Raw genomic sequence first — 19,723 nt, forward strand, 5'->3', positions numbered from 1 at the left:
CAACACGAAGAGGCATCGGGTTGAAAATTCTCCAGTCCCCTGCAAAGCGCATCGCGGTGGTCGGCTCTGGCATTTCAGGGCTGGCGGCTGCGCATTTCCTCGCAAAGCGCCACGCCGTAACGCTGTTCGAAGCGGCGCCCCGGCTTGGCGGGCATACCAATACGGTTGATATTGAAGAGGGCGGGCAGGTTTTTGGCGTCGATACGGGCTTTCTCGTATTCAATGCGCGCACGTATCCGAATTTGATCGCGCTGTTTGATGAACTGGGCGTGGCGCATTGCGAGAGCGACATGTCGTTCAGCGTGTCGGTGGATGGCGGCGCGCTGGAGTGGGCCGGCACCAGCCTGCGCACGGTGTTCGCTCAGCCGCGCAACCTGGTGTCGGCGCGGTTCCTATCAATGCTGGGCGACATCCTGCGCTTTAACCGGCAGGCGCACGCCAACCTGGTGGCGGCTCGCAGTGAACGCCATAGCCTCGGCGCGTTGTTGGATGCCGGGGGCTATGGCGAACCGTTCTGTGCCCACTATCTGTTGCCGATGGCAGCGGCGATCTGGTCGACGCCGAGCCGTGACATTCTCTCGTTTCCGGCGGAGACGTTCCTGCGTTTCTGTCTCAACCACGGTTTGCTGCAGGTGTTCAACCGGCCGCGCTGGCGCACCGTCAAGGGTGGCGCCCGCAGCTATGTTCAGGCGATTGCTCAGCGGTTGGCGGACGTGCGTGTCGCCACGCCGGTACGCGGCATCCGCCGCACGGCCAACTATGTCGATGTGCAGACCGATTCGGGCAGCACGCGCTACGACGCCGTGGTGCTCGCCACGCACGCGCCTCAGACGCTGCGGTTGCTCGATGACGCAACGGACGACGAACGCGCCGTGCTTGGTGCATTCCGCTACCAGCCCAACACCGCTTTTCTGCATCGGGATACCCGGCTGCTGCCGCGTCGGCGTCGTGTGTGGTCGGCGTGGAATTATCTCGACGCGCCGCAAGCGGCGGCAGCGGATGGCGCGCCGTGCGTCAGTTATCTGCTGAACCAACTGCAACCGCTGCCTGTGTCGACTCCCGTGGTCGTTACGCTGAATCCTCCGGCACCGCCAGCGCCCGAACTGGAGTACCAGCGCTTCGCCTATGAGCACCCGGTGTTCGACCAGTCCGCCATTGATGCGCAGGCCAGGCTGCCCGCATTGCAAGGGCGCAGCGGCACCTGGTTCGCCGGGGCGTGGACGGGCTACGGATTTCATGAAGACGGGCTGAAATCTGCGCTGCGCGTGGCGGCTGACTTCGGCTGCGCGCCGGCATGGGCACAGGTGGCGTCATGAACGGTGACGCACAGCTTCTTGTCGGGCAAGTCATGCACCGTCGCTTGCGGCCGGTGGCCAATCGCTTTGTCTACCCGGTGTTTGCCGTGCGCGTGAAGCTCTCGGCGCTCGGCAGGCTGACGGGCGCGTGGTTTGGCGTGGATTGCCTGCGGCCGCTGTCGCTGCGCACGCGCGACTACGGCCCGCGCGATGGCACCGATCTGCTTGCGTGGATACGCGGCGTACTGCGCGATGCCGGCTTGAGCGCTGAGGGTGAGGTCTGGCTGCAGACTTTTCCGCGCGTTGTCGGCTGGATGTTCAACCCCGTCTCGTTCTGGTATTGCCACGACGCGGCTGGCACGCTGCGCGCGGTGCTGGCCGAGGTCAACAACACCTTTGGGCAGCACCACAGCTATCTGCTCTGTGCGCAGGACGGAGGGCCCATAGGGGCCCATACGGTGCTGACCTGCCGCAAGCAACTCCATGTTTCACCCTTCTGCGCGGTTGTGGGCAGCTATCAGTTTCGCTTTACCGAGACCCCGGCGACGGCTCTGGTGCGCATTGATTACCGCGACAGTGACGGCCCGTTGCTGCACACCGCCATTGGCGGACGGCTGCAGCCTTTTGATGCCGCACACCTGCGCCGCGTGTTGTTTCGGCAGCCGCTGCTGGCGGTGCAGGTCATCGGCCGTATTCATTGGCAAGCGTTTCGCCTGTGGATAAAGGGTGTGCCGTTCCTTGGCCGCCACCCGCGCAACCCATCGTCTTCTATGGAGCCGCCTCGATGACTGCCACGTATTCTCAGGCGTGGGTACCGCCCCACGTTCCCGCCGGTGGCCGCCTGTTTGTGGCGCTGGCAGCCCGGATGCGTCACGGCTTGCTGCACCTCATCACCCCAGATGGAGACGTGCAGATCGGCGATGCCGCCTCGGCGCTGTCTGCCGATCTGCGCATTGTCGACTGGCGCGCCTGCGCCCGCATTCTGCGCAGCGGTGATGTTGGCTTTGCCGAGGCGTATCGGGACGGATGGGTCGAGACAAGCAATCTCGCCAACTTGCTCCGTCTTGCCATCATGAACGCCGCCACACTGGAGCAGGCGATTTTCGGGAACGCGCTGGCACGTTCTGTCTTGCGGCTGCGGCACTTGCTGCGCCGGAACAGCCGCAAAGGCAGTCGGCGCAATATCCATTTGCACTATGACCTGGGCAACGATTTCTATCGGCTTTGGCTGGACGAGGGCATGGCTTATTCGTCAGCGTGGTTCAACGGCCGTCTTCAAGATGGCCTGGCCAATGCACAGGCAGCCAAGTATCGGCGTGTGTGCGATCTGTTGGGGCTGGGGCCGGGCATGGAATTGCTTGAAATCGGCTGTGGCTGGGGCGGCCTGATGGAAATGGCATGTGCACGCGGCACCCGGGTACACGGCATTACCCTGTCGGAAGAGCAGCGCCGTTACACGGCCGAGCGCCTCGCAGGCGAGCCACGCGCCCAGGTGGAACTGCGCGACTACCGCGATCTGGATACGTCGTACGACGCCATTGCATCCATCGAGATGTTCGAGGCGGTGGGCGAAGCGTACTGGCCAACGTACTTCAAGACGCTGGTGCGCTGCCTGCGCCACGGAGGCCGTGCACTCGTACAGAGCATCACCATTGACGAAGCCCACTTCGAGCGCTATCGCACCGGCACCGATTTCATTCAGCAGTTCATCTTCCCCGGTGGCATGCTGCCCAGCCGCGAGCGCTTTATCCGCCTGGCAGAGCAACATGGCCTGCGGGTGTTAGACCGCCTCGACTTCGGCCGCGATTACGCAGAGACATTGCGCCGCTGGAGCCAGCGTTTCGAGGCGCGGCTGGACGCCGTGCGCGCACTCGGCTTTGATGAACCCTTCATCCGCATCTGGCGTTTGTACTTCGCCTATTGCGAAGCCGGCTTCGATGAAGGGAGGATCGGCGTGTCGCAGTTTCTGCTCGAACGGGGGTGATCATGCCGGTCTGGAGTGTCGCGCTTGTTGCGCTGTTAGTGCTCGTGGCGGTGTTCAGTGCCGTGTGGGCTTGGCAACTGACCAATGAAAACGCCGGCATGGTCGACCCGGTGTGGGCATTTTCACTCGGGCTGGTGGCGCTCATCTATGCATGGCTGGGCACTGGTTCGGTACACGCGCGCGTGCTGGTGGGCGTGGGCGGCGCAGTGTGGGGGGGTCGTCTTGGCTGGCACCTGTGGCGCCGCAATGCCGGCAAGCCCGAAGATGCGCGCTACAGAAAACTGCGCCAGGAATGGGGCGCGGCGGCACCGCGCAACATGTTCGGTTTCTTCCAGTTGCAGGCGGCGGTATCGATGTTGCTGTCGATTGCGTTTGCCGTGCCGAGCTATCGGCCCGATGCGCCGAGCACCTTTGCGGTGGCGGCCGCCGTCACGCTTTGGCTGGTGTCGGTGGGTGGGGAAGCGCTGGCGGATCGGCAATTGCGCAAGTTTGCGGCTGACCCGGCCAACCGTGGAAAGACCTGCCGCACAGGACTGTGGCGGTATTCGCGGCATCCGAACTATTTTTTCGAGTGCGTGCATTGGTTGGCCTATGTGCCGCTCGCGGTGGGTGCACCGTGGGCATGGCTCACGGTGCTGCCGCCAATCGCGATGGCGTGGTTGCTTGTGAAGGTCTCCGGCATTCCCATGCTGGAAGCGCACATGCAAGCCACGCGCCATGACTACGCCGAATACGCACGCACCACCAGCATCCTGATCCCCTGGCCACCGCGCCACTGATCTACCGCGCTTGAGGAGACCTCTTATGACTGCGTTATCCACGTCCACGATGCCCCCCGAGCGTGCTGCAGAGCCGCGCGACGGTTGGCTCATTCAATGCTGTGAGCGCGGCTGGCTGCCGGATGGGCTCGTTCGTGCAGGCATGCGCAGCCTCATGCGCCAGCGTCTGTGCGATGAGGGCATCAACAACGGCGAACTGCGTTCGCGGCGCACCAATGCGTTGCTCGATGAATTGCGTGCCAGCCCCATCGCCATTGAGACCGATGCCGCGAACACCCAGCACTACGAATTGCCGCCGGCATTTTTTGAGGCCCATCTCGGCCCTCAATTGAAGTATTCATGCGCGCTGTACCCAACCGGTACGGAAACCCTGGCCCAGGCCGAGGAAGCCATGTTTGAGTGCTATGCCGAACGCGCCGGTCTGGCCGATGGCCAATGCATTCTCGACTTGGGGTGCGGCTGGGGTTCGCTCTCGCTGTGGATGGCCAAGCGCTATCCCAAGGCACGCATCGTGGCATTGTCCAACGCGCAGGGGCAGCGTCGCTGGATCGAGTCACGTGCCGCAGAGCGGGGCCTGACCAACCTGAGCGTGCACACGGGAAACATCGTCGATTTCGAGTTTGCAGAGATGCCAGAAGGCGGGCGCTTTGACCGCGTCGTGTCGATTGAGATGTTCGAGCACATGAAGAACTACGGCCTGTTGCTCGCCAAGATTGCGCGGTGGATGCGCCCCGATGCGGTGCTGTTCGTACACATTTTTGCGCACCGCACGCTGGCGTATCACTTCGAGGTGCAGGACGGTACTGACTGGATGTCGAAGTACTTCTTCACGGGCGGGACCATGCCGTCGGAGGCGCTGTTGCTGCACTTCCAGAGCGACTTGCGTGTGACCAGGCAATGGTGGGTCAGCGGCACGCACTATGCGCGCACGGCCGACCATTGGTTGGCCAACCTTGATGACGCCCGCAGCCGGTTGATGCCAGTGTTTGCCCAGACCTATGGCGCCCGTAACGCCGCGGTGTGGTTCCAGCGCTGGCGCATGTTTTACCTGGCAGTGTCGACGTTGTTTGGCTATGCCGGCGGCAACGAGTGGGGCGTGGCGCATTACCGGTTTGTAAAGCGCTAGAAGTCTAGGGCAGCGTGCGCGTTCCATCGCTGCGCTGCCCGGTCCACACGAGCATCGGCAGCCACAGCGCCCACCCGGCGGCCAGCACGGCCATCGTCACTGGCACATCCGGGATCTGCGCCGCGCCGAGCGCCGCGCCCGCGCGGAATGACAACGGGCCAGCCACGGCCCCCAGCGTCATCGCTAGCAGCCAGCGGCCGCGCAGCCAACGGAAGAGGATATTCACTTGGATTGCGAACAGCACCCAAAGCGCAAGCAGCCACGGCGGCGCAAAGCCTGCCCAAAGCGTGCCATGTGGATAGGCGATCAGGCCAGCGCGTATCAAAAGCGTTTCCCATGGCGCCGCAGCCGCGACCACCTGCAGCACCAGCCACAGCTCCTTCCTGGGCTGGCGGGCTTGTTGCAGATGAAGCCCCAGCAGGATCGCAACGAAGGCGATGCCCACCGAGGCAACATCGCGTGCTGCGCTGAGCACGCAGATAAACCAGCCGGCTTGTCCGGCCACCGCATAGAAGAGGGTGCGATGAAAACGCATGAAAGAAGCCACAGTTCGCTTACCCCGTCACGTTGGGCGCGCTGCCTTGTGTTGGCCGGACTGGTCTTCGCAGGAGCGTCGTGCTCCGGCCCGCCGCCCAATCCGAATCCCAGGGCAGCGGTGCCGTTGCATACGGTGCCGGTTGATCTCCCGCGCTACATGGGCCGGTGGTATGTCATCGCGAATATTCCGTACTTTGGCGAGCGGGGCAATGTCGGCAGCTACGCCGAATGGACCCTGCGCCCCGACGGCCGTATCGACGATGCCTACGTCTACCGGCCTGGCGGTTTCGACGCAGCCTTCAAGCGCATGCAGTTTGTCGATTCGGTCGTGCCGGGCAGCGGCGGCGGCGAATGGCGCGTGCGCCTGTTTTGGCCCATCTACGTCTCGCAGCTCACGCTGTATGTTGATCCGGATTACCGGGTCACGCTTCTGGGCTACCCCGACAAGAGCCTGGGCTGGGTGTTCTCGCGCGACCCCGACATGAGCGATGCCGACTACCGCGCGGCGCTTGGCCGCCTTGAAGCTATGGGCTACGACACATCGCGCCTGCGCCGCGTGCCGCAATTTCCCAGCCAACTGGGGCAACCGGGCTTCCAATCGCCGGGAGACGCCGATTAGCCGCGTGTGCATCAACGTGACTCGCCCAACAGATGGCGGCGCAGCGCCGGTGCCCGAGTGCCGGGTGCAAGCCAGATATCGAAGAAGGCACGTGCGAAGGCGGTGTCGTCCACCTCGGTCGTCAGGCGCCCATTGGCATAGAAGCGTGCACCGCGGTCTGGCAGGTAGACGCCGCACAACGTGTCGCCGGACTTGACGTCGGGAAAGGCCGGCACCATCGCGCGTTGCCACTGTGACAGCGTTGCGTCTGACGGCACGGGCGACTGCAGCCGCCGGATTTCATCAATGGCCGTATCGACGAGGCGGGTGCCTGTGATGGCACGGCGATATGTGATCTCCAGCGCAAAAGGGGCGTCGTAGCCTGGCGGGACCTTGGCGCTCCATAACTGCGCGTCGTACAGACAGAATCCGAAGAGACACAACGCGCCCTTGCCCGACAACTCGGCGGGCGTCAGCGTGTCGTGGCAAGCAGCAAGGGTATGAAAGCTCGCGGCCGCGCCGAGTGCTGCGGCCACTGCGCGGAGGGTCTGGAGGCGCTTGGCAAACATATGACAAAGGTTCGTGCTGCGGAGTGGGTGGGTCGTCAAGCCCGCGATGCCCAAAGGCATGCATAACGCCATCGCCGTTGAACCGGGTGCGCGGCGGTTGTCTTGCACTGTACTCAGTGTTCACCGCGCGCGGCAAATCTGCGCGGGATTTTTTCTGACGCAAGCCTGGTTCAACTCAGCGCAATCGGCTGCTGCGTTGTTGCACGACCTGCCAGTGCATCCGCCCGCGACTGCCGTTCGTATATCGGTTGCTTCCACGTTGCGAAGTGCCACGATTGAGGTCAACAATGAAAAAGTATCAACTGGCTGGGCTGTCTGGTGTTGTGCTTTCCCTCGCAGTGATTTCTGGCAGCTACGCCTCTGTTGCGGCGGCCGCCATGAGCGACAGCGAAGCGACCGTCATGGTGGGCGGCGCGCCGATGTATCCGTCCAAGAACATCATTCAGAACGCCGTCAATTCGAAGGACCACACCACGCTCGTGGCTGCTGTGAAGGCGGGCGGTCTGGTCGATACGCTGTCCGGGAAGGGGCCGTTCACCGTGTTTGCACCAACCAACGAGGCCTTTGCCGCGTTGCCCGCCGGCACGGTCGATAACCTGCTGAAGCCGGAGAGCAAGCCGACCCTGGTCAAGGTGTTGACCTATCACGTGGTGCCTGGCCGGCTCACTGCCCAGGACCTCATGAAAGCCGTGTCAGATGGCGGCGGCAAGGCGTCCCTCAAGACCGTCGAGGGTGATGCGCTTACGGTCATGCAGAAGGGTGATCATCTGACCGTCACCGATGACAAGGGCGGCGTCGCCACCGTGACGATCGGCAACGTGTACCAGTCCAACGGCGTGATTCACGTCGTGGACAAGGTACTGCTGCCGTAATCGGTCACGTAAGCGGCCGCGTAGTCGATCACGTGCAGCGCGGGGGCATATGCCCTCGCGCGTGCTTGAACGGTGATGAGAGAAACGGCATGCCATCCAAACTTCGCTTCGCCCCGGACGCTCGTTGCGCGAACGACGCCGTTGGTATACCTTTGCCGCATCCCGTTGCGGGCAACCGAGGCACGCGAAATCATATGCACGTTGTCGGAGCATCTTTGCTCGAGTCCGAGGACTCAACATCAGCGCGCCAGGAAGGTGGCCGGGAACATTTGGTTCAGCTCCTCAAAGACACGGCAGAAGGCAGCCGCGCATCCTTCGCCGAACTCTACGCCCTCACTTCTCCCAAGCTCTACTCGCTGGCATACGGCATCCTCCGCAGCTCAGGTGAGGCGGAAGATGTGCTCCAGGAAATCTATGTCGCCGTCTGGCAGCGCGCCGATCAGTTTGATCCTGGCCGAGGAACTGCCATGACGTGGCTGATTTCGCTGGCGAGAAACAAATCAATCGATCGCCTTCGTCAGATGCGCGAGACAGCGGGAGAAGAGACTGACTGGACGCACATCGTCGACGAGCAAGCGACGCCACCGGAGGCGGCTGGCATGAGTCAGGAGCGGCGACGTCTCGACGGCTGCATTCAAAAGCTTGAAGCGCGACAGCGTGGCGTGATCGTCGAAGCGTTTTTTACGGGTGCGAGCTACCCGGAACTCGCAGCGCGCCTGAGCGTGCCCATCGGTACGATGAAAAGTTGGGTGCGGCGCAGTCTGCTGCAGTTGAAGACGTGCCTGGAGCAACAGCCATGACGCCCGATCGCGATCTGGACTGCGCCGAATACGTTCTTGGACTGTTGGAGAGCCGGGAGCGCAAGGCGCTTGAGCGTGCGCTGGATCAGGACGCTGCCCTGAGGAATGCCGTCAGCGCCTGGGAGGCGCGCCTGTCGCCCCTCGGGGAAGACGCCGAAGCGCTGCAGCCGCCCGCGCGTGTGTGGAGGCGGATCCAGGCCGACCTGGGCCACGTTGATCACGCAACAGCGCCTGCGCGTGAGTCAACAGTGCGGCGGATCTGGAACAGTATTGGCCTCTGGCGCACTTTTGCGCTCGCAACGACCTTTGCGATGGTTGCGGTTGTTGCGTTGAATCTCTCCCTGTTTGCACCGACGGCGACACCGCCTGGTGCGAAGCCTGCCTACATAGCAGCGGCCATCACCGGCGAGAATGGCTTGCCGCATTGGACAATGACGATCGACACGGCAAAGCGGGAGATTGTCGTGGTGCCGGCCGTTGCGTTGCAGGTTGCCGAGAGCGCCTCGACCGAACTCTGGCTGATTCCCGAAAATAGCAAGCCAATATCATTGGGCGTGTTCTCGTCCAATCGATCGACCTCGATCGCGCTATCCAAGGAAAATGCAGCCAAGGTCAATGCCCGTGCGGTTCTTGCCGTTTCACTGGAGCCCAAAGGGGGCTCTCCAACGGGACAACCGACAGGTCCCGTCGTAGGCAAGGGCGCAATGCATGAGACGTAGCGGCGGCTGGCACGCGCTGCAGGTGCATTAGAGGACGCAGAGATTGCACAAGCCTGGCAGATGCTGAGTTGTGTAAGTGAGGGCCGGCGAATTTGCCGGCCTTTGCGTTATCAGCGGCAGTAAAAAAACCATGGCCCCCCCCGGCTGAAAGGGACTGTGGCATCAAAGGCATGGTGGCGGATTCGAGCCCGGACGCAAGATGAACCGCGATCTGACGAAACTCCGGTGTGGGTGAGGGCTCTTGTGCAGGCACGGCTGCATCCACTCGCGCCGACGGGCCGTATATGCCAGCACACATAACGGCTCCTCTTTTATATCCATGGTGATCCGGCTCAATTGCTGCCGTGCTGGCTGGCTTCAGACTCATTCCGGTGTGCGCCTCTGTGCGTGCGAAACGCGCCGACATGCCCCGGCACTGGATTGAGTATGTCGATGACGCGCTTGACTCGTCGAGCCTGGCTGGCCGCAGCGCTATCGACCGTGGCTGGCTGTTCCGCCCTGGATGTTCTGAACGCCGTGTCCAGGTCCGGCGCCAATATCCTCACGCCGGGGTTGGCATATGGCGACAACCCACGGCAGAAGCTGGACGTTTATCGACCTGTCCGGCCCATGGCGGGGCCCGCACGCGCCGTCCTGTTCTTTTACGGAGGCTCTTGGCGAGAGGGCGCACGCGCGGACTACGCCTTCGTCGGTGAGGCACTGGCAGCGGTTGGTGCGATTGCCATGGTGGTCGACTACCGGCTCTATCCGGAAGTGAGTTATCCGGGTTTTCTGGAGGACTGTGCTGCCGCCACGGCCTTTGCGCAGCGCTGGCTCGCACGGCAGGGATACGCAGATGCGCGACTGTTCGTTGCCGGCCATAGCGCGGGCGCCTACAACGCAGCCATGCTGGCCACGGACTCGCGCTGGCTGGGGGCGTACGGGCTGAGTACCGAGTCGCTTTCGGGTTGGATCGGAATGGCAGGGCCGTATAACTTCCTGCCGATCCAGACGGCTGACATACTGCCCGTGTTCAATCATCCGCACGAGACGCAAGACAGTCAGCCGTTGTTTCATGTCGATCAACGTTGGCAGCCACCCGCGCTTTTGCTCACCGGAGAGCACGATGCCTATGTCGACGTGCGCCGCAACACGCTATCGCTGGCCGAGCGTTTGACGGCGTATCGACATCCGGTTGAACTCAAGGTCTACCCGCGCCTGGATCATAAGACGCTGGTCGCAGCACTTGCTCCGCCGCTGCAATTTCTTGGGCCGGTGCTATCTGATATGGCCGATTTCGTCGCCAAGACATAGCGCCTCGTACAGGCATCCGTGCTTGCCCCGCACGGCGCACGCTCCGTCCGGTGCGGTGCGGTGCGGTGCGGTGCGGTGCGGTGCGGGATGCGGTGTGCGTTACACGCGTTCAGTTCAGCCTTTCCAGACTCGCGCGATGGGTGTCGGCGTGCCGCTATGCCTGCGTATCGGAACTGAAACGCTTTTGGCAGTCCGGCATTCAGGCAAACCTTTTAGTAGAAGAATTTCCATTGAAAATCAACGGCTTACGCTGTTGGCATCATTGTTGCGGCATTTGGTTCCATGGTCGATGCGTTCCCGCATAGGCCTGCCAACGCCTGCTAGATTCCAGCCCCGCATCGTGGGGCACGAGGAGAACGGCAATGATTTCCTGGGAAATTCAAGGCACCGAGTTGATCAACTGCAATTGCGCATACGGTTGCCCTTGTCAATTCAATGCGCTGCCGACCCACGGCTTTTGCGAAGCAATGGGCGCCATATCGATCAGTCGCGGTTACTACGGAGACGTGCGGCTCGATGGCGTCAACATGGCGGTGGTGTTTCAGTGGCCAGGGCCGATTCATGAAGGCAAGGGCAAGTGCCAGCCGATCGTTGACGAACGGGCCAGCCCCGAACAACGCGAAGCGATCCTGAAGATCATGACGGGACAGGACACTGAGCCATTCGCGACGATGTTCTCGGTCTTTGCATCGACGCTTGAGCAGGCATTCGATCCGATCTTTACGAAGATCGATTACGACGTCGATGTCGACGCCAGACGCGGCCAGATTCATGTCGACGGCGTATTCGATGTGGCCGGGGAACCGATCCATAATCCGGTGACGGGCGCCGAGCATCGGGCGCGGATTCACTTGCCACACGGTTTCGAATACGAACTTGCCGAGGTCGGCTCCGGCACCAGCCGCTCGCAGGGAAACATCGCACTGGATCTCAAGGGGACTTACGCGCAATTCGCGCGGCTGCACCTGAATAACAAAGGACCGATCCGGCATCTCGCTGCCATATGAGGCGCGTCGAAAGTATCCTTGGGCGTGAACGTGTCATCGCGGCGGTCGGCATGATCGCTGCCGTTGCGTTGTCGTGGCGCTACCTATGGACAGGCGCGGGAATGGGCATGTCCGCGCTTGACATGACAACCATTGCGCTGTTTCCGCATCGGCTTGCAGATGACGGCGGCGGCATGGATCCTTCGCTGCCGACCGTGATCTTCATGTGGTGGGTGATGATGGTCGCGATGATGACGCCCAGCGCTGCGCCGCTCGTCTTGCTGTATCGACGCGTGTTGCACCACCACGGCACGGCCGGCGCCCAGTCAGTCACCTTGTCGATGTCTCTTCTGGCTGGCTATCTGGGCGCTTGGCTGCTTTTCTCGATCTGCGCGGCAGCTTTGCAGAAAGCACTGCAGCCGACGGGCGTCATGTCGGAAATGATGCTGTGGTCGAAGAGCGCGTACCTCTCTGCGCTCGTGCTGGCCGCGGCCGGCGCCTATCAATTCTCGCCGCTCAAGCGCGCCTGCCTGACGCAGTGCCGTTCACCGGTGAGTTTCCTCACTGCGCATTGGCGTCCGGGCCCCGTGGGAAGTTTCCTGCTCGGGGTGCGCCATGGCAGTTACTGCGTTGGCTGTTGCTGGCTGCTGATGGCGCTGTTGTTCGTCGGCGGCATCATGAATCTTGTCTGGATTGCCGCACTGTCGCTGCTTGTCTTTGTGGAAAAAGTCCTGCCCGGCGGTGAACGCGTCGGTCACGTGCTGGGGGCCGCGTTGATTGTGTGGGCAGTTGCCACCCTGCTGGTGTGATCGGCAGAGCAGGTGAGCCTGCGCAACCGCAGCGCGTTGGAGACACCCGAAACCGGGCTTAGGCGCATCACCAGAGCCGAACCGCAGTCAACGCACCGATCGGCGTTGGAATTCAACGCGCTGCGCCCCCTCAGTTCAAAGTGATCAAGTCGAGAAACTACCAGGAGAACGGGATCAAGCCGCTCTTCAGTTCATATCGTTAGCTGAGCTTCTGCAAGCCGTCTCCCGTCAACAAGTAAGCAGGAGCTATTTCCGAGGCTTCTGTACAGGCGAGGCCGACTATTGCGCAGCCGGCACTCTCGGGCGTGACGAGCGCTCCGAAGGCGCGCTGAAACGTCTGGAGGTATTCATCGACGTCGACACCCGCACGTTCGGCGTATGCGCGTACCGCAAGCGTGCCAACGCCAGTCGCCGGCGCGAAACGCGGCAGCACGGTCGAGATTGCAATGTCCAGGCCGGCGCGCAATGCCTCGTCCTGCGCGTACTGTGCGATGAAGCGCTGAGTTGCCTTGGCGCCCGCGTAGCCCCCGCTTAGTGGTGAGCCGGCGATCGCTGCGCCGCTGCTGATCACGACCACTCGCGCTCCTGGCTTCAGCGGTTTCGACAAGACCGCTTGCAACCAATGGAAGGCTATTCTCACATCGGTGTCCCAGTTGAGGGAGAACGTCTCCCAAGACTGTTCTCGGATTGTCCCCATGGGTGGAATGGCACCGGCGACCAGGACCAGGATGTCTGGGTCATGCTTCGTCAGCAGCGTGGCGGCAGTTGTGTCAGTGCGGGCATCAGCAATCTCAGTGTGTGTGGCGCCATCTCCTGGCGCATCTGCGGGCACTGGCGTGCGTGATACGGCCACAACCTTGGCGCCTGCATCGGCAAACGCCTTGGCGATGCCTTTCCCCAAGCCGCGGCTTGCTCCCACAATCATCGCGATCCTGCCCTGCAAATCGGTGCGTGCGGCAGGCGCGGGCACTGCTGTATTCGGTGAATGCATGGTGTCCTCTCGGGCCAAAAGTATTAGGGCGTCACGCGTCAACCAAACCTTGAGCCTTCATTGCGGCGACCACTGCTGGACGAGCAGCAACACGCGCTTGGAAGCTTTGCAGGTGGCCGAATTGGGAAAGATCCAATTGGATGAGCTTCGCCCAGCGCGTCAAGGTAAAGAGATACGCGTCGGCAACGCTAAATTGGTGGCCGAGAAGAAACTGCGCGCGCGACAGCAGGGTATCGAGAACTGCATAGTGGCGCCGGAGGCTGGTCTGTCTCTCTTCCCGGGTCTGAGCCGGAGTTTCCCTCCGAAATAGCGGGCTGTAGCCGCGGTGAATGTCGGTGCCGAGGTAGTGCAGCATCTCGTGGAGACGGGAGCGCTCGAACGTTCCGTTGGCGGGCGCCAATCCAACGCCGGGCGCCTGATCGGCGAGAAACTGCAGGATTGCAGCGTTCTCGGTTAGAACCTGACCATCGGAGAGTTCAAGTGCCGGAACGAAGCCCTTTGGATTGATAGTCAGGTAGTCGATGCCCGCATCGGTTTTGAGAGTGGGAATGTCGACAGGGATAGCGGTGATCGGGATGCCGGCTTCGACGGCGACGATGTGCGGTGCGAGAGCGCAGCTTTGGGGCGCGTAGTAGAGCTTCATGATTGGTCCATGGGTGGATGGGGCAATCGCCCCTGTCGGCTGTGCTGGGGCTTACTGATATGACTGGGCACGCGATTGAAATTCATCGGGGCGCCAGAAAAAATTTCGCTCACCGTCAGAACGGCCGATGAGAACGGCGGGGCAGATCAGTCTTGTTCAGTGAGGGATCGCACTGTTGGTCCCTGCAGAAACCACGACTGACTACCCGGAGATACAAATATGCTGTTGCTGACTGGCGCTACAGGGCGCACCGGCTCATACATTGCACAGGAATTCATCAAGCACGGTGTTCCCGTGAGGCTCCTTGTGCGAGACAAACTGAAGGCCGATTGGTACCGCGGTATCCCCACGATCGAGGTTGTCGAAGGGGATATGGCGGTACCCCTAACGCTTGGCAACGCGCTGCGCGGGGTGACCCGAGTGTTGATGATTTCGTCGCCTGCATTGGACATGTTCCGTACGCAAGTCACCTTCATCGACGCCTGTAAAGCGGCCGGTGTTCAGCACCTGATCAAGTTATCCGGTCTGAACGCGGGGCGAGAAACGACGTTCGTGTTCAGTAACATGCACAAGCGGATCGAAGCGCACCTGCGGGGTAGCGGCATGGCCTGGACGAGCCTCAGGCCCACCGGTTTCATGCAGGAATACATTTTTGAAGCACCGAGCGTCATTAACGATGGCTCGCTGTATCTGGCGCTCGACAACGTTAGGCTGAGTCCGGTGGATTTGATCGACGTTGGAAAGGTCGGTTTTCAGTTGCTTCGGGATGGCGGCTACCATGGGGAAGTGCTGCCAATGACGGGGCCTGAGCTTTTGAGCATGGCGGACATTGCGCAGCATTTGTCCGCGGCAACCGGCCGCAAGATCAGGTATGTACCCATCAGTCCGCTCGAGCGTTGGCGTGCCCTGGTTGCGGCGGGCATTCCTACAGAGGTTGCCGACGCGCTGGACAAGCAAGTCCACGAACGGCTCCAGGGCGGGTCTGAGTCGACCATTGATCTATCGACGCACAAGCGCTTCAATGTATCGCCGACGTTCTTTGGCAGATTTGCCGAGCGGCATGCCATAGACTTTGGCGCAAGCCGGTAAAGGGGAGACCACGCATGAAGCCTCTGGGCAGCAGGTCGGGAGTTGCCCCCCACAGCGACGAACTTGGTGACAGGGATATCAATCGACTTCTCGGCGCGGCGCGGCGGGAAATCAAGGTTCACTGTTACCGCATGCTCGGGTCACTGCATGAGGCCGAGGATGCCGTTCAGGATGCGTTCGTTCGTGCATGGCGCAGTTACGACACGTTCGATGGCCGCGGTTCGTTTCGGGCATGGCTCTATCGGATCGCGACAAACGTCTGTCTTGACGCGTTGAGCAAACGGAAAAATCTGGCGCGCATCCTCCCAGATCAGCTCGACGGCCCCACCACCGACATGCCAGACGGGCGACCCGCGCCAGATGTTGCTTGGCTGGAGCCTTACCCACAATCGGAACTCGATGCCGTCACTGATCCAGGCCCGACTCCCGAGGCACGTATCAGCATGCGAGAAGCCACGGGCCTGGCGTTCATGGCCGCCATCCAGCAACTCGCCCCACGACAACGGGCTGCGCTTTTGCTGTGTGATGTACTCGGGTGGTCGGTAGCGGAGACGGCAGGCTTGCTGGGAGCAACTGTCGCCTCAATCAACAGCGCCTTGCAACGCGCCCGCCTGAAATTGGCCACTGGTTACAGCACCGGAGAGACCTCCCACGTAAGCGAGACAACTCCAAGCGAAAGGAGCCTTCTTCAAGGCTACGTGCAAGCGTGGGAAGAGCGCGATGCCGATCGGTTAGCCACACTGCTCAAGCAAGATGCGATTTACACGATGCCACCGCTAGCGCAGTGGTACGCCGGACGAGAATCGATACGCGCTTTCTTCGCATGGGCGTGGCCGTCATACTTGGACATACATATGAAAGCAATTCGGGCAAATGGCGCCCCTGGATTTGCAGCGTATTTCCGTTCGCACTCCGCTCCAATGGCGCCGCTGGCTGCGCATTCGCTGCATGTCCTGTCGGTTGATGCAGACGAAATCTCACGGATAACGCTCTTTGTTGGGGGAAATGTGACGCGCCTGTTTGATGCGTTCGGCTTGCCCAGGACTATCACCGCCGCCGCTCCTGCGACTATCGACTGGAGTGCGGCGATGTAAATCTGGATGCAATGTTCCAGTCAAAAAAATGGCTGTACTGCGCCATGCGTAAGAAATTGCATGCACTTTTACTGGTTCGGGAGCGTCCCATCTCGAAGTGGTGATGGACGGTACCTAGGCCCTCAACGCCAGTGGCTGGTCCCAGCCGGTCCAGGTTGCAGAGCCAGCATGCTCGGTGGTGTCCGAGGTCGCTGCGTATGCAGGCATCAACTGTTCGAGTTCGATACCAAACAGGTTGGCGCAGGTTGCGTTCAATGCGTTGATGGATTGCAAACCGCTTTGCCGAGCAAGCGTCTTCAACGTCTCAGTGATCTCCAGCGTGTCTGCTAACGGCACGGTACTGCCTTCCAGCGAGGCCAGCGAGGCCAGCGCGTAGAGCGCCTGCGCGGCGCGTTGTTCGCGCACGAGTGCATTGAACGCTTCACCTTCTGCAAACAGGCGCGCGCGCATCTGTCGCGTGCCTGTCCGCCAAAGCTCGCTCAGAGTCGCTGCGTTCCATACCCCCGCCGGGTGCTCGAACACCAGGTTGGCCAAGGTGCGTGACCATGGCTTGTCGTGATGGATGGCTGCCATGCGTGGGCAACTGGCATCGGGCACTGCCGCGAGCGTAATGGTGATCGGCTGCCAAGGCGTTCCCGGCAAGTCGCAGCCGAAATGGGCGAAAGCGGGCACGATAAATGGGTCCCCGGGGCGTACCTCGCGTCGGCCGTTCGCATCACGCAGGCAGGCGCTACCTTGCTCAGCCTGAACGCGTACCGCAAACGGAAAGCGCAGGCGTGACAGTCGAACGTAGGTGCTGCTAGTGAGCGGCATGGGTGACGAGGTGAGGGCAGGCGGCAGCTGTCGCAGGATTCTATGTCTACCCGCACGCGGGACAATGTCGCTTCGGTGACAGTATTTGGGGCGGCCTATAGCTCCGAGAGCCCGAACAGGCGCAACCGCTCCAGATCGGTTACGCGGATGGTCTGGTACGACAGTGTGATCATGCCGCCATCGGCGAGCCGCCGTAGCGCCAGGTTCACACGTTGGCGCGACAACCCCGTCAGCAACCCGATCTCTTCCTGTGACAGTTCCAGCACCGTGCTTGTGCGGGGGTACAGGGCAGGATGGAACAACTGGGCAATCGCTTGCGCCACCCGTGCATCGGCGCTCAGCAGACGGTCGTTCTGCACGGTGGCAATGAACTGGCCCATGCGCTCGTTGAGCTGGCGCACCACAAAGCTGGCAAACGGCAGGCTCTGTGCAAGCAGCGTGTTGAACACGGGCTCGGGCACCAGCAGCACGTGCGAGCTACGGATGGCAATCACATCGTAGCGGCGATCTTCGCGTTTGATGACGCTACCTTCACCACACCAGCCACCTGCAGGTACACCTGAGAACGTGCAGCCACGCCCATCAGATGTGTACACGGCCAACTTGATGAGGCCACTGTCCACCCCAATCCAGTAACGCGAGGGTTCGCCGCGCCGTGCGATAAAGGCGCCGGGCTCGAACGCCTGCAGCACGGTTTCGCGTGCGGCGAGCGCCTGGTGTTCGGGGGCCAGCGCGGTAAACCACGCGTGGCCCTCCAATTGGGATGCAGGCGACAGAACGCGAGGTGCGGTCATGGTGAGGGCGTGCATAACATCAGTGAAATGGAGGCCGGCGCGTGGGGAGGGCGTTCGTTTTGTAAGAACCCTGTCAGCCTTGGGTTGACGCCGGTTTTCGGGCAGTTTGTCATCCGGATGACAGAGTACGGAAGCTGGCCGATGATAGCGTTGCCCATCAAAAAGCAACAGCGCCCGCCACGCAATGGAGACACGGTAATGCCCACAGATTTTGATAGCGGTCTGGCCCGTAACGCAGCCAACTTTGTACCGCTCACCCCGATCGAGTTTCTCGCGCGCGCAGCAGAGGTGTATGGCGACCGCCTGGCCATCGTGCACGGCCCGGTGCGCCAGAACTGGCGCGACACCTACGCGCGGGCACGCCGTATGGCCAGCGCGCTGACTCTTGCCGGCGTCGGCCGGGGCGAGACAGTGGCCGCGCTGTTGCCCAACACCCCGGCCATGGTTGAGGCCCATTTTGGCGTGCCCATGGCGGGTGCGGTACTCAACGCACTCAATATCCGCCTGGATGCCGCCAATCTGCTCTTCATGCTGCGCCATGGTGAGGCGCGCGTGCTGCTGGCCGACTCCGAGTTTGCCGACTTGGCGCGGCAGATGGCGCTGGAGATCCCTGGACTCAAGGTGATTGCCGTGCACGACGCGCTGGGTCCACAGGCCGAGCCGTTCGGTGAAACGGATTACGAGTCGTTCCTCGCCTCGGGCGATCCGCTCTACGCGTGGCAACTGCCGGCCGACGAGTGGGATGCCATTGCGCTCAACTACACCTCTGGCACCACGGGCGACCCGAAGGGCGTGGTCTATCACCATCGCGGCGCCACCATCAACGCGGTGTCCAATATTTTGGAGTGGGATCTGCCCAAGCACCCCGTTTATCTGTGGACGCTGCCGATGTTCCACTGCAACGGCTGGTGTTTCCCTTGGACGATTGCGGCGCGTGCGGGTGTCAACGTTTGCCTGCGCAAGTTCGAGCCCAAGGTGGTATTCGATTTGATGCGCGACGAAGGTGTGACGCACTACTGCGCCGCGCCTATCGTGCACACGGCGCTGGTCAACGCGCCACCATCCTGGCGTGAAGGGCTGCGCGGGCCGGTGCGTGGCATGGTAGCGGGTGCACCGCCGCCGGCCGCTGTACTGGCGCAGATGGAAGCGATGGGTTTCGAGCTCACCCACGTCTATGGCCTCACAGAGGTCTACGGCCCCGCAGCGGTCTGCGCAGAGCAGGATGCCTGGCGCGCACTGCCCGAGCACGACCGCGCGACCATGAAGGCGCGTCAAGGCGTGCGCTATCACCTGCAGTCGCAGGTGGTGGTGCTCGATCCAGACACCATGCAGCCTGTGCCCGCCGATGGCGAAACCATTGGCGAGATCATGTTCCGCGGCAACATTTGCATGAAGGGCTACCTGAAGAACGAGAAGGCCACACGCGAGGCCTTTGCTGGCGGCTGGTTCCACACCGGTGACCTGGGCGTCTGCATGCCCGATGGCTACATCAAGATCAAGGACCGCAGCAAAGACATCATCATCTCGGGGGGCGAGAATATCTCCAGCGTCGAGGTGGAAGACGCGCTGTATCGTCACCCGGCAGTGCTGGCTGCCGCCGTGGTCGCTCAGCCCGATGTCAAGTGGGGCGAGACGCCCTGCGCCTTTGTTGAACTCAAGGACGGCGCTACCGCCACCGCCGAAGAACTGATCGCGCACTGCAAGACGCTGCTGGCGAGCTTCAAGGTGCCGAAGGCGGTGTTCTTTGGTCCGCTGCCCAAGACGTCGACGGGCAAGATCCAGAAGTACGAACTGCGCCGCAAGGTGAATTCGACGTCAGCCATCGACGTTTGAGAGTGCTCCGACGTAATTCCCTTCCCCAAGGAGCGAGGGTATGTTTGACTGCGCACGGCCAGTTCCGGAAACCTCAGGAACGTTGAGAACGAATTTATG

At 61.9% G+C, this 19,723-nt stretch carries 21 protein-coding genes; 15 read left to right on the forward strand and 6 right to left on the reverse strand.

Annotation, left to right across the window (positions count from 1 at the left end; all coding sequences use genetic code 11):
- Nucleotides 1-20: 20 nt before the first annotated feature.
- The 5 genes from PSUB009319_RS10235 to PSUB009319_RS10255 are packed head-to-tail and all read left to right on the forward strand — an operon-like array spanning nucleotide 21 to nucleotide 5,184.
- Nucleotides 21-1,316: an NAD(P)/FAD-dependent oxidoreductase gene (locus PSUB009319_RS10235; protein ID WP_124382113.1), complete on the forward strand. Its 1,296-nt coding sequence runs from the start codon at nucleotides 21-23 to the stop codon at nucleotides 1,314-1,316.
- Nucleotides 1,313-2,083 carry a DUF1365 domain-containing protein gene (locus tag PSUB009319_RS10240; RefSeq protein WP_124382114.1) on the forward strand — a complete coding sequence of 257 codons (771 nt, stop codon included), beginning with the start codon at nucleotides 1,313-1,315 and terminating at the stop codon, nucleotides 2,081-2,083. Before PSUB009319_RS10235 ends, PSUB009319_RS10240 begins: the two co-directional genes overlap by 4 nt.
- Complete coding sequence (locus PSUB009319_RS10245; protein ID WP_124382115.1) at nucleotides 2,080-3,279, forward strand: cyclopropane-fatty-acyl-phospholipid synthase family protein; 1,200 nt, start codon at nucleotides 2,080-2,082, stop codon at nucleotides 3,277-3,279. The genes PSUB009319_RS10240 and PSUB009319_RS10245 overlap by 4 nt, the downstream gene beginning before the upstream one ends.
- A 2-nt stretch (nucleotides 3,280-3,281) precedes the next feature.
- The gene (locus PSUB009319_RS10250) at nucleotides 3,282-4,058 is read left to right on the forward strand and encodes a DUF1295 domain-containing protein (RefSeq protein WP_124382116.1); all 777 of its coding nucleotides are present in this window, start codon (nucleotides 3,282-3,284) and stop codon (nucleotides 4,056-4,058) included.
- A gap of 25 nt (nucleotides 4,059-4,083) precedes the next feature.
- The gene (locus PSUB009319_RS10255; RefSeq protein WP_124382117.1) at nucleotides 4,084-5,184 is read left to right on the forward strand and encodes a cyclopropane-fatty-acyl-phospholipid synthase family protein; all 1,101 of its coding nucleotides are present in this window, start codon (nucleotides 4,084-4,086) and stop codon (nucleotides 5,182-5,184) included.
- Nucleotides 5,185-5,188: 4 nt separating this feature from the next.
- Here the strand turns inward: PSUB009319_RS10255 and PSUB009319_RS10260 are convergent, their stop codons facing one another.
- Nucleotides 5,189-5,719, reverse strand: a complete 531-nt coding sequence (locus tag PSUB009319_RS10260; RefSeq protein ID WP_124382118.1) for a DUF2878 domain-containing protein — start codon at nucleotides 5,717-5,719, stop codon at nucleotides 5,189-5,191.
- On the opposite strand from PSUB009319_RS10260, the gene PSUB009319_RS10265 reads away from it, so the two are divergent.
- Nucleotides 5,708-6,340, forward strand: a complete 633-nt coding sequence (locus PSUB009319_RS10265; protein ID WP_260392936.1) for a lipocalin family protein — start codon at nucleotides 5,708-5,710, stop codon at nucleotides 6,338-6,340. The two genes, PSUB009319_RS10260 and PSUB009319_RS10265, sit on opposite strands and share 12 nt — an antisense overlap.
- A gap of 11 nt (nucleotides 6,341-6,351) precedes the next feature.
- On the opposite strand, the gene PSUB009319_RS10270 is transcribed toward PSUB009319_RS10265, so the two are convergent.
- Nucleotides 6,352-6,888: a chalcone isomerase family protein gene (locus PSUB009319_RS10270; RefSeq protein WP_124382120.1), complete on the reverse strand. Its 537-nt coding sequence runs from the start codon at nucleotides 6,886-6,888 to the stop codon at nucleotides 6,352-6,354.
- Between the two features lie 287 nt (nucleotides 6,889-7,175).
- On the opposite strand from PSUB009319_RS10270, the gene PSUB009319_RS10275 reads away from it, so the two are divergent.
- The 6 genes from PSUB009319_RS10275 to PSUB009319_RS10300 all read left to right on the forward strand — a co-directional run bounded on the left by PSUB009319_RS10275 (nucleotide 7,176) and on the right by PSUB009319_RS10300 (nucleotide 12,367).
- Complete coding sequence (locus PSUB009319_RS10275; protein WP_124382121.1) at nucleotides 7,176-7,760, forward strand: fasciclin domain-containing protein; 585 nt, start codon at nucleotides 7,176-7,178, stop codon at nucleotides 7,758-7,760.
- Between the two features lie 89 nt (nucleotides 7,761-7,849).
- Nucleotides 7,850-8,560, forward strand: a complete 711-nt coding sequence (locus PSUB009319_RS10280; RefSeq protein WP_124382122.1) for a sigma-70 family RNA polymerase sigma factor — start codon at nucleotides 7,850-7,852, stop codon at nucleotides 8,558-8,560.
- Nucleotides 8,557-9,279, forward strand: a complete 723-nt coding sequence (locus PSUB009319_RS10285; RefSeq protein ID WP_124382123.1) for an anti-sigma factor domain-containing protein — start codon at nucleotides 8,557-8,559, stop codon at nucleotides 9,277-9,279. The genes PSUB009319_RS10280 and PSUB009319_RS10285 overlap by 4 nt, the downstream gene beginning before the upstream one ends.
- Nucleotides 9,280-9,711: 432 nt before the next feature.
- Nucleotides 9,712-10,572: an alpha/beta hydrolase gene (locus tag PSUB009319_RS10290; protein ID WP_124382124.1), complete on the forward strand. Its 861-nt coding sequence runs from the start codon at nucleotides 9,712-9,714 to the stop codon at nucleotides 10,570-10,572.
- Between the two features lie 362 nt (nucleotides 10,573-10,934).
- Complete coding sequence (locus PSUB009319_RS10295) at nucleotides 10,935-11,579, forward strand: DUF1326 domain-containing protein (protein ID WP_124382125.1); 645 nt, start codon at nucleotides 10,935-10,937, stop codon at nucleotides 11,577-11,579.
- Nucleotides 11,576-12,367 (forward strand): DUF2182 domain-containing protein, encoded by a 792-nt coding sequence (locus tag PSUB009319_RS10300; RefSeq protein ID WP_124382126.1) that lies wholly within the window; start codon nucleotides 11,576-11,578, stop codon nucleotides 12,365-12,367. The genes PSUB009319_RS10295 and PSUB009319_RS10300 overlap by 4 nt, the downstream gene beginning before the upstream one ends.
- A 199-nt stretch (nucleotides 12,368-12,566) precedes the next feature.
- Here the strand turns inward: PSUB009319_RS10300 and PSUB009319_RS10305 are convergent, their stop codons facing one another.
- Together PSUB009319_RS10305 and gstA are read right to left on the reverse strand one after the other, a co-directional pair.
- On the reverse strand, nucleotides 12,567-13,358 hold the full coding sequence (locus PSUB009319_RS10305; RefSeq protein WP_124382127.1) for an SDR family oxidoreductase: 792 nt from the start codon (nucleotides 13,356-13,358) through the stop codon (nucleotides 12,567-12,569).
- Nucleotides 13,359-13,389: 31 nt separating this feature from the next.
- On the reverse strand, nucleotides 13,390-14,001 hold the full coding sequence (gene gstA / locus PSUB009319_RS10310; RefSeq protein WP_124382128.1) for a glutathione transferase GstA: 612 nt from the start codon (nucleotides 13,999-14,001) through the stop codon (nucleotides 13,390-13,392).
- Nucleotides 14,002-14,220: 219 nt separating this feature from the next.
- Here gstA and PSUB009319_RS10315 point away from each other — a divergent pair, with 219 nt between their 5' ends.
- A complete protein-coding gene (locus tag PSUB009319_RS10315; RefSeq protein WP_124382129.1) occupies nucleotides 14,221-15,090 on the forward strand; it encodes an SDR family oxidoreductase in 870 nt (289 codons plus the stop codon).
- 14 nt (nucleotides 15,091-15,104) lie between these two features.
- Nucleotides 15,105-16,184: an RNA polymerase subunit sigma-70 gene (locus PSUB009319_RS10320; protein ID WP_124382130.1), complete on the forward strand. Its 1,080-nt coding sequence runs from the start codon at nucleotides 15,105-15,107 to the stop codon at nucleotides 16,182-16,184.
- Between the two features lie 114 nt (nucleotides 16,185-16,298).
- On the opposite strand, the gene PSUB009319_RS10325 is transcribed toward PSUB009319_RS10320, so the two are convergent.
- Nucleotides 16,299-16,997 carry an AraC family transcriptional regulator gene (locus PSUB009319_RS10325; RefSeq protein WP_124382131.1) on the reverse strand — a complete coding sequence of 233 codons (699 nt, stop codon included), beginning with the start codon at nucleotides 16,995-16,997 and terminating at the stop codon, nucleotides 16,299-16,301.
- Nucleotides 16,998-17,092: 95 nt separating this feature from the next.
- Complete coding sequence (locus PSUB009319_RS10330) at nucleotides 17,093-17,791, reverse strand: Crp/Fnr family transcriptional regulator (RefSeq protein ID WP_124382132.1); 699 nt, start codon at nucleotides 17,789-17,791, stop codon at nucleotides 17,093-17,095.
- Between the two features lie 198 nt (nucleotides 17,792-17,989).
- On the opposite strand from PSUB009319_RS10330, the gene PSUB009319_RS10335 reads away from it, so the two are divergent.
- Complete coding sequence (locus tag PSUB009319_RS10335) at nucleotides 17,990-19,624, forward strand: acyl-CoA synthetase (protein ID WP_124382133.1); 1,635 nt, start codon at nucleotides 17,990-17,992, stop codon at nucleotides 19,622-19,624.
- Nucleotides 19,625-19,723 lie beyond the last annotated feature (99 nt).

The sequence above is a fragment of the Ralstonia sp. SET104 genome, from assembly GCF_003851545.1.
Taxonomy (GTDB): domain Bacteria; phylum Pseudomonadota; class Gammaproteobacteria; order Burkholderiales; family Burkholderiaceae; genus Ralstonia.